Genomic DNA, 7102 nt, shown 5'->3' on the forward strand with positions numbered 1-7102 from the left:
CGGTACGGGGGCCGCGCTCGGTGACGGGTCGGCGCTGGGCGGGGCGCGGGCGGAGTGGCTCGCGGTCGCGGCGGCCGACCGGCCCGCCGGGGCGGCCTCGGCGCGGGTGCGGCAGGCCGTGGTGATCGACGAGGAGGTGGCGCGGTTCGCGGCGGCGCCGCTGCTGGAGGTGGCCGAGGAGATCGCCTGGCGGGACGGGGACGTGGTGGCGCGGCGCGTCGAGCGGCTCGGCGTGGTCGAGCTGTCCGCGGCGCCGCTGCGGGACCCCGATCCGGAGCGGGTGCGGGCCGCGTTGCTGGACGGGGTGCGCGCCGAGGGGCTCGGCCTGCTGAACTGGACGGGCGCGGCCGTCGCGCTGCGCGAGCGGCTGGCTTTCCTTCACGAGGCGCTGGGCGGGCCGTGGCCGGCGGTCGACGACGCGGCGCTGCTGGAGCGCGTCCCGGAATGGGCGGCGGGCGCGCGGCGGCGGGCCGATCTGCGGCGCGTCGACGTGGTGGCGATGCTGCGCGGGCTGCCGGCGTGGGAGCAGGCCAGGCGGCTCGACGAGTACGCGCCCGAGCGGGTCGAGGTCCCGTCCGGGTCGCGGATACGGGTGGACTACTCGCAGGGGAGACCCGTCCTGGCGGTGAAGCTGCAGGAGCTGTTCGGGTGGGACGCCGCGCCGCGGCTCGCGGGCGGGCGGGTGCCTCTGGTCGTGCACCTGCTCTCCCCGGCCGGGCGCCCGGCGGCCGTCACCGCGGACCTGGCCTCCTTCTGGCGCGAGGGCTACAAGGCGGTCCGGGCCGAACTGCGCGGACGCTACCCCAGGCATCCGTGGCCCGAGGACCCGGCGCGGGCGGTCCCGACGAAGCGGACCAAGCGCGCTAGCGGGAGCTGACCAGCACCTCGATGCCGTCCAGGACGCGGGCCAGGCCGAACTCGAAGGCGCGGCCCGGCGCGACGGCCGAGCCGTACTCCTGCCCGGAGGCGCCGCCGACGCGGGTACCGAGCGGGTAGTCGGACTCGTCGATGAGCGTGTCGAGCACCGGCGCGGTGGCCTGCCACCACTCCAGGTCGCTGATGCCGCTGCGGCGCTCGGCCTCGGCGGCGTTGACCGAGACGCGCGCGGCGCTCTCGGCGAAGCCCGTGACGAGGGCGACGACCGAGTCCATCTCCAGGTCGGTGAGGCCGAGCCCGTCCACGGCGCGCAGCTCGTACTCGTACTTGGCGAACGTGTTGGGCCCCATCGGCGGGCGCGCGGTGGTGACGTGCAGCAGCCACGGATGGCGGTGGAACAGCGCCCAGTTGTCGCGGGCGATGTGGTCCAGCCGGGCCCGCCAGGAGTCGTGGGACGGCGGCGTCAGCTCGCCGAACGCGCGGTCCACCATCACGTCGATCAGCTCGGCCTTGCCCGGGACGTAGGTGTAGATCGACATGGCGGACACGCCGAGCTCGTCGGCGATGTGCCGCATCGACAGGGCGTCCAGTCCCTCGGCGTCCGCCACCGCGATCGCGGTGCGGACGATCTTCTCGGCGGTGAGGCGGGGCTTGGGCCCGCGCCGCGGCGGCTCCTTGATCCCCCAGAGAAGCTCCAGGCTGCGCCGGGGATCGCCCGCCCCGCTGTACTCGGTCGTCACCCACTCCATACTTCCAGGGATGAATCTCTGTACGTCGTACGTTATATTGTCCACGATGGTAAATCCGTACCGCGTATATAGTTTGGGAGGACGCGTGGCCGAACCACCGATCGCGGTCGCCGCCGAGGGGCTGCGCAAGAGCTACGGCGACACCGAGGCGCTCGCGGGGCTCGACCTGCGCGTGCCCGCGGGCACCGTGCACGGGCTGCTCGGTCCGAACGGCGCCGGCAAGACCACCGCCGTCCGGATCCTGACCACCCTGACCAGGCCGGACGGGGGGAGCGCCCGCGTCGCCGGGCACGACGTCGTGCGCGAGGCCACCGAGGTACGCACCGGGATCGGGCTCGTCGGGCAGCACGCGGCGGTCGACGAGGTGCTCGGCGGTCGCCAGAATCTCGTGATGTTCGGCCGCCTCTACCACCTCGGCGCCAAGGCGGCGCGGCGGCGGGCCGACGAGCTGCTGGAGCGGTTCCGGCTCACCGGCGCCGCGGGCCGGCCGGCGGGCGAGTACTCCGGCGGGATGCGGCGCCGCCTCGACCTGGCCGCGTCCATGATCCTCGCCCCGCCCGTGCTGTTCCTGGACGAGCCCACCACGGGTCTCGACCCGCGCGGCCGGAACGAGGTGTGGGACGCGGTCCGCACCCTGGTGGACGGCGGCACGACCGTCCTGCTCACCACCCAGTACCTGGAGGAGGCCGACCGGCTCGCCACCGGCATCTCGGTGATCGACCACGGCCGGGTCATCGCCGAGGGCGCCCCCGACGCGCTGAAGGCGCGGCTCGGCGGCGACCGGATCGAGGTCGTCCTGGACGACCCCGCTTCGCTCACCGCCGCCGCCGGGATCGTCGGGCGTGTCGCGTCCGGCGAGGTGGACGTGGACGCCGACGCCCTGCGCGTCGGCGCCCCGGTGACCGGACGGGCCGCGACGCTGACCGAGGCCGTCCGGGCACTGGACGAGGCGGCGATCGCCGTCGCCGACATCGGCCTGCGCCGCCCCACGCTCGACGAGGTGTTCCTGCACCTCACCGGGTCCGCTGCCGGAAACGAGGCCGACGAGAAGGAAGGGGTGCGCTCATGAGCGTCCAGACCGTGCGATGGGCCGTCGCCGACGGCCGGACCCTGACCGGGCGGGCACTGACCCACTGGGCGCGGCGGCCCGGCGAGGTCGCCGCCGCGCTGCTGTTCCCCGTGATGCTCGTCCTGATGATGGGCTACCTGTTCGGCGGCCAGATGGACGTGCCCGGCGGCGGAAGCTACCGCGAGTTCATCGTTCCCGGCGTCTTCGCGATGACGATGGTGTTCGGCGTCGAGACGACGTTCGCCGCCGTCGCCGGCGACGCCGCCAAAGGGGTGACCGACCGGTTCCGCGCGATGCCGATGGCGGCGTCCGCCGTCGTGGTGGGACGCGCCACCGCCGACATGCTGCACTCGGTCGCCGCCCTGGCCGTCATGGCCGTCTGCGGCGCCCTGATCGGCTGGCGGGTCCACGACGGCGCCGCGGGCGCCGCCGCCGCGTTCGGGCTCCTGCTGCTCCTGCGCCTCTCGCTGGTGTGGGTCGGGATCTACCTCGGCCTGGTCGCCAAGGGGCCCGAGTCGGTGGTCGTCGTCCAGACGCTGGTGTGGCCGATCGGCTTCCTGTCCAGCGCCGTGATCGCGCCGAGCACCATGCCGGGGTGGCTGGGTGCCATCGCCGAATGGAACCCGATGTCGGCGACCGTGACCGCGTGCCGGGAGCTGTTCGGCGACCCCTCGCACACGGCGGGAACCTCGTGGGTCGCGCAGCACGGCGTCCTGATGGCGGTGGTGTGGCCGCTGGTGATCGCGGCGGTGTTCATCCCGCTGTCGGTGCGCCGCTACCGCGCCATGGGCGGCTAGCCGGGCAGGAGGGCGGCGCGGTGGCGGGCCAGCGCCAGCGCCGGGTAGCAGTCCTCGGGCGGCTCCGTGCCGTCCAGCGCGGCACGGAGCCGCGGGCCGACGGCCGCCGGGTCGTAGGGCTGGACGACGCACAGCTCGGCCTGCATCGCCTGCCGCGCCGCCCCCATCAGCGCCGGGACGTCCCCGACGATCACGACCTCGGCTGGGGCGTCGCCGTGCGACAGACGCACGGCCAGGGCGTGCATGCCGCGCGTGCCGGCGCCCTCGTAGCGGAACTCGCAGACGAGGCGGTCGCCGTCCAGCGGCCCCTCCTGGATCAGCCACACCTGGCCCGGGACGACCCGCCCGAGCGACTCCTCCCAGGGGGCCGCCGGGACCCCGCCGAGCCCGGCGGCCGCGCGGCCCGCCGCCTTGCGTCCCTCCAGGGGGCCGATCGCGGCGAGCGCCCGCAGGAACGCCCGCGCGCCCGGCGTCGCCGCCGCGCGCAGGCAGGTGATCAGATCGCCGAGCGCGGCGCGCCGCCCCTGCGCGTGCGGGGCCGCGGACTCCAGGCTCCCGAGCCGCGCGGACACCCACACCTCCGCCTCCAGCGGGCCGGGCAGCGACGGCAGGACGCCGGTCTCCCGGACGTAGGCCGCGTACACCTCGCGGAGCCCCGGCAGCATCAGCTCCGGGCCCGCGGACGATCGGGTCGTACTCACGACTTCAGCCTATGAGACACGCGGCGCCGAGACGCCGGACGGGCCGGTCAGGCGGGGACGGTCAGCAGCGTGCGGCCCTCGCCGATCGTCCGGACCTCGAACCGGCTGATCTCCGGGGGGTCCAGTGCCGTCGCGCCCTGCACCGCCAGCTCCGGCTGCGCGGACTCGGGGAATCCGTAGCCCTTGGCGGGGACGGACCAGCCGGCGACCGTGTGCGCGTTGCCCCGGGCGTCCACGGCGATCAGCTCGCACGTGAGCGGCCCCCGGACCTTGCCGAGCCGCAGCCCGACCCGGCTGCCCCACGCCTTGCCCTGCATGGCGACCGTCCCGGTCACACCGGTCCCCGTGTCGGTGGCGGAGACCTTCCGCCCGTCGCGCATCAGCGCGGCCGTCCCGGTGTCGGGCCGGGGCGGGGGAGCGGCCTGCTCCCGGTCGGCGCCGAGCGTGAACCCGGTGCCGAGCGCCCCGCCGATCAGGACGACCCCGGCCGCCGCCGCGGCCAGCCCCCGCGCCACGCGGGTCCGCCGCTCCCGGCGGGCCCGGTGCCGCAGCAGGTCGGTGACCACCGACGCCTCCGGCGGCACCGGCATCGCGTCCGCCGGCTCGGCGATCGGCCCGATGCCGTCCAGCGTCTGCGCGATGCCGCGCAGCTCGCCGAGCTCCTCGTGGCACGCCGTGCACGTCGACAGGTGCGACTCGAACGCGCGCCGGTCGGGCTCCTCCAGGAGGCCCAGGGCGTAGGCGCCGACGTCGACGTGCAGCATGTCCGCGCTCATGGCGTCACACCCCTCTCCTCCAGGGCGACGCGTAGCGCCCGGAGCGCGTAGTAGACCCGGGACTTGACCGTGCCCACGGGGATGCCGAGTTGCCTGGCCGCCTCGTTCACCGAGCGGTCCCGGAAGAACGTCTCGTTGAGGATCTCGCGGTGGGCCGGGGACAGCGCGAGGAGGGCTTCGGACACGACGACGGAGCGCAGCAGATCCTCCAACCCGTCGGGGACGCGCATGTTCTCCAGCGGGCCCTCGCCCGCCTCCTGCGGCCGGGCGTTCTTGCGGCGCTGGTCGTCGATGACGATCCGGCGGGCGACCGTCGCCAGCCACGGCAGCAGGGACGTCGCGTTCTCGTCGAGCTGGTGCGCGCTGCGCCACGCGCGGATCATGGTCTCCTGCACGACGTCCTCGGCCCAGTGCCGGTCGCCGCCGGTGAGGCGGAGCACGAACGACAGCAGCGGACGGCCGTACACCCGGTACAGCTCGGTCACGATCACCTGGTCGTCCACGTCTCCCGAGGGCTGCGGGCCGCGGAACCAGCTCCACGGTCCTGCGGGGCTCTCTCGGGGGGCCGACACGGCGGTCGGTGATCTGTGGGCCATCGGGGTCTCCGGCTGGTGCGAGGGCGGGGCGACGCGGTGACCGTGAGCCTGGTGTCACGTTGGGAGGCAGTACGCAAGCCCGGCGCCCGGCGGTTCAGATCCGGCCAGCCCGGATTGCCGGGATTTTCCAGAACGACCCTTACTAGTTCGACACCGTTTCCTTACCCATGGCGCCCGCCGTCCGCGTGCCGCGTCCTAGTGCCGTAAAAAACCGAATGCCGTACGAGACCGAGTGCCGTACAACCGGACCCACCGGGGCGGACCTCCGCCGGGCAACGCTCACTCCACGCCTTGGAGCGAATGCGGGCATCGGGCCCATTTGCCCATCGAGGACCGAGGGCGGGATCGGTATGGAAGGGAACGGGAACACACAGCTCATCTACCGCCTGCTGCTGGCGGTGGACATCCAGGGGTACAGCAAGCGCGACACGCGCGAGCAGCTGATCGCGCAGCGGCGGCTGTCGGACGCGCTGGACCGCGCCGCGCACGGCGTCGGCCTCGACCGCGCCCGCTGGGACAAGCAGGTCGGCGGGGACGGCGAGCTGGCCACGCTGCCGGACGGGATCGACCCCGCCCCGGTGGCCGGCGACTTCGTCATCGGCCTCGCCGAGGCGCTGCGGGAGGTCAACGGGGACGCGGGCCGCTTCCCGCTGCGGGTGCGGCTCTCCCTGCACCACGGCACGCTGACCGCCGGGCCGTTCGGGCCCGCCGGCGACGCGCCGATCGTCGTCCAGCGGCTGCTGGACGCCGCGCCGCTGCGGCGCCTGCTGGCCTCCGACGCGGACCGCGACCTGGCCTACGTCGTCTCGGACTCGCTGTTCGAGGACGTCGTCCGGACGGGGTTCTGCGCCCTGCGGCCGCGCGACTTCCAGGCCATCAAGGTCACCGCGAAGGGCGCGGCCTTCCGCGGCCACATCCTCACCGGCCGCGCGGCCCGGCGCGACGGCGCGGGCGGCGGGCGGGGCGGACCGGACACCGGCTCCGCCCCCGGCGCCCGCGTCCTCGACTTCCCGGCCCTCGCCGCCCGCTGACCGGCCGCCGCCGCGGCGGCCGGTCAGCGGCCTTGTGCCGGCGGCACCCGACTGAATAGCGTTCGGTAACCACTCCGGGAGAGGTCCATGCCGTACGAGATCAAGGTCGCCGCCACGTCCACCGCCACGCCCGAGGAACTGTTCCGGCACCTGGCGGTTCCCGAGGCGTGGGGCGCGTGGGGCAAGTTCCCCATAGCCGCCAAGCAGACCCGCAAGGGTGACACGACGACCTACGGCGTCGGGACCGTCAAGAAGATCTGGCCCGCCAGCGAGCAGACCGTCGCCTACGAGCCCTACTCGCGTTTCGCCTACAAGGCCCTGTCCGGCCTCCCCGTCAAGCGCTACCGCTCCGACGTGCACCTGGAGCCAAGCGACTCCGGCACGAAGATCCGCTGGGAGGCCGAACTGGAGCCGCTGATCCCCGGCACCGGCCCCCTCATGCGCCTGGCGTTCCGCCAGATGCTGACGTCCTTCACCCGCTGGCTCCCGGAGCACGTAGAGAAGAAG

Annotated in this window: 9 protein-coding genes; 5 read left to right on the forward strand and 4 right to left on the reverse strand. The window is 74.6% G+C overall.

The features are described 5' to 3' along the window. The coding region (locus tag E1281_RS35180; RefSeq protein WP_279433680.1) for an ATP-dependent helicase C-terminal domain-containing protein at positions 1 to 877 on the forward strand (877 nt) is incomplete at its 5' end. On the opposite strand, the gene E1281_RS35185 is transcribed toward E1281_RS35180, so the two are convergent. Further along, positions 864 to 1625: a TetR/AcrR family transcriptional regulator gene (locus E1281_RS35185; RefSeq protein ID WP_131884024.1), complete on the reverse strand. Its 762-nt coding sequence runs from the start codon at positions 1623 to 1625 to the stop codon at positions 864 to 866. The genes E1281_RS35180 and E1281_RS35185 overlap by 14 nt on opposite strands. Before the next feature lie 85 nt (positions 1626 to 1710). Here E1281_RS35185 and E1281_RS35190 point away from each other — a divergent pair, with 85 nt between their 5' ends. Beyond that, positions 1711 to 2694, forward strand: a complete 984-nt coding sequence (locus E1281_RS35190; RefSeq protein ID WP_243717724.1) for an ATP-binding cassette domain-containing protein — start codon at positions 1711 to 1713, stop codon at positions 2692 to 2694. Then, positions 2691 to 3491, forward strand: coding sequence for an ABC transporter permease (locus tag E1281_RS35195; RefSeq protein WP_131884026.1), 801 nt, complete (start codon positions 2691 to 2693; stop codon positions 3489 to 3491). Before E1281_RS35190 ends, E1281_RS35195 begins: the two co-directional genes overlap by 4 nt. Here E1281_RS35195 and E1281_RS35200 read toward each other — a convergent pair. Genes E1281_RS35200 through E1281_RS35210 form a run of 3 tightly spaced genes read right to left on the reverse strand, consistent with a single transcriptional unit; the run spans position 3488 to position 5453 of the window. Further along, positions 3488 to 4192, reverse strand: a complete 705-nt coding sequence (locus E1281_RS35200; protein WP_131884027.1) for a hypothetical protein — start codon at positions 4190 to 4192, stop codon at positions 3488 to 3490. The two genes, E1281_RS35195 and E1281_RS35200, sit on opposite strands and share 4 nt — an antisense overlap. 47 nt (positions 4193 to 4239) lie before the next feature. Next, positions 4240 to 4968, reverse strand: a complete 729-nt coding sequence (locus E1281_RS35205) for a zf-HC2 domain-containing protein (RefSeq protein WP_131884028.1) — start codon at positions 4966 to 4968, stop codon at positions 4240 to 4242. After that, positions 4965 to 5453: a sigma-70 family RNA polymerase sigma factor gene (locus E1281_RS35210; protein ID WP_207943687.1), complete on the reverse strand. Its 489-nt coding sequence runs from the start codon at positions 5451 to 5453 to the stop codon at positions 4965 to 4967. Before E1281_RS35210 ends, E1281_RS35205 begins: the two co-directional genes overlap by 4 nt. Before the next feature lie 461 nt (positions 5454 to 5914). Here E1281_RS35210 and E1281_RS35215 point away from each other — a divergent pair, with 461 nt between their 5' ends. Further along, positions 5915 to 6595, forward strand: coding sequence for an adenylate/guanylate cyclase domain-containing protein (locus tag E1281_RS35215; protein WP_207943686.1), 681 nt, complete (start codon positions 5915 to 5917; stop codon positions 6593 to 6595). A gap of 87 nt (positions 6596 to 6682) precedes the next feature. Beyond that, positions 6683 to 7102: SRPBCC family protein (locus tag E1281_RS35220; protein ID WP_131884030.1), on the forward strand; the 420-nt coding region annotated here is incomplete at its 3' end.

It is taken from the genome of Actinomadura sp. KC345, from assembly GCF_004348515.1.
GTDB lineage: Bacteria > Actinomycetota > Actinomycetes > Streptosporangiales > Streptosporangiaceae > Spirillospora.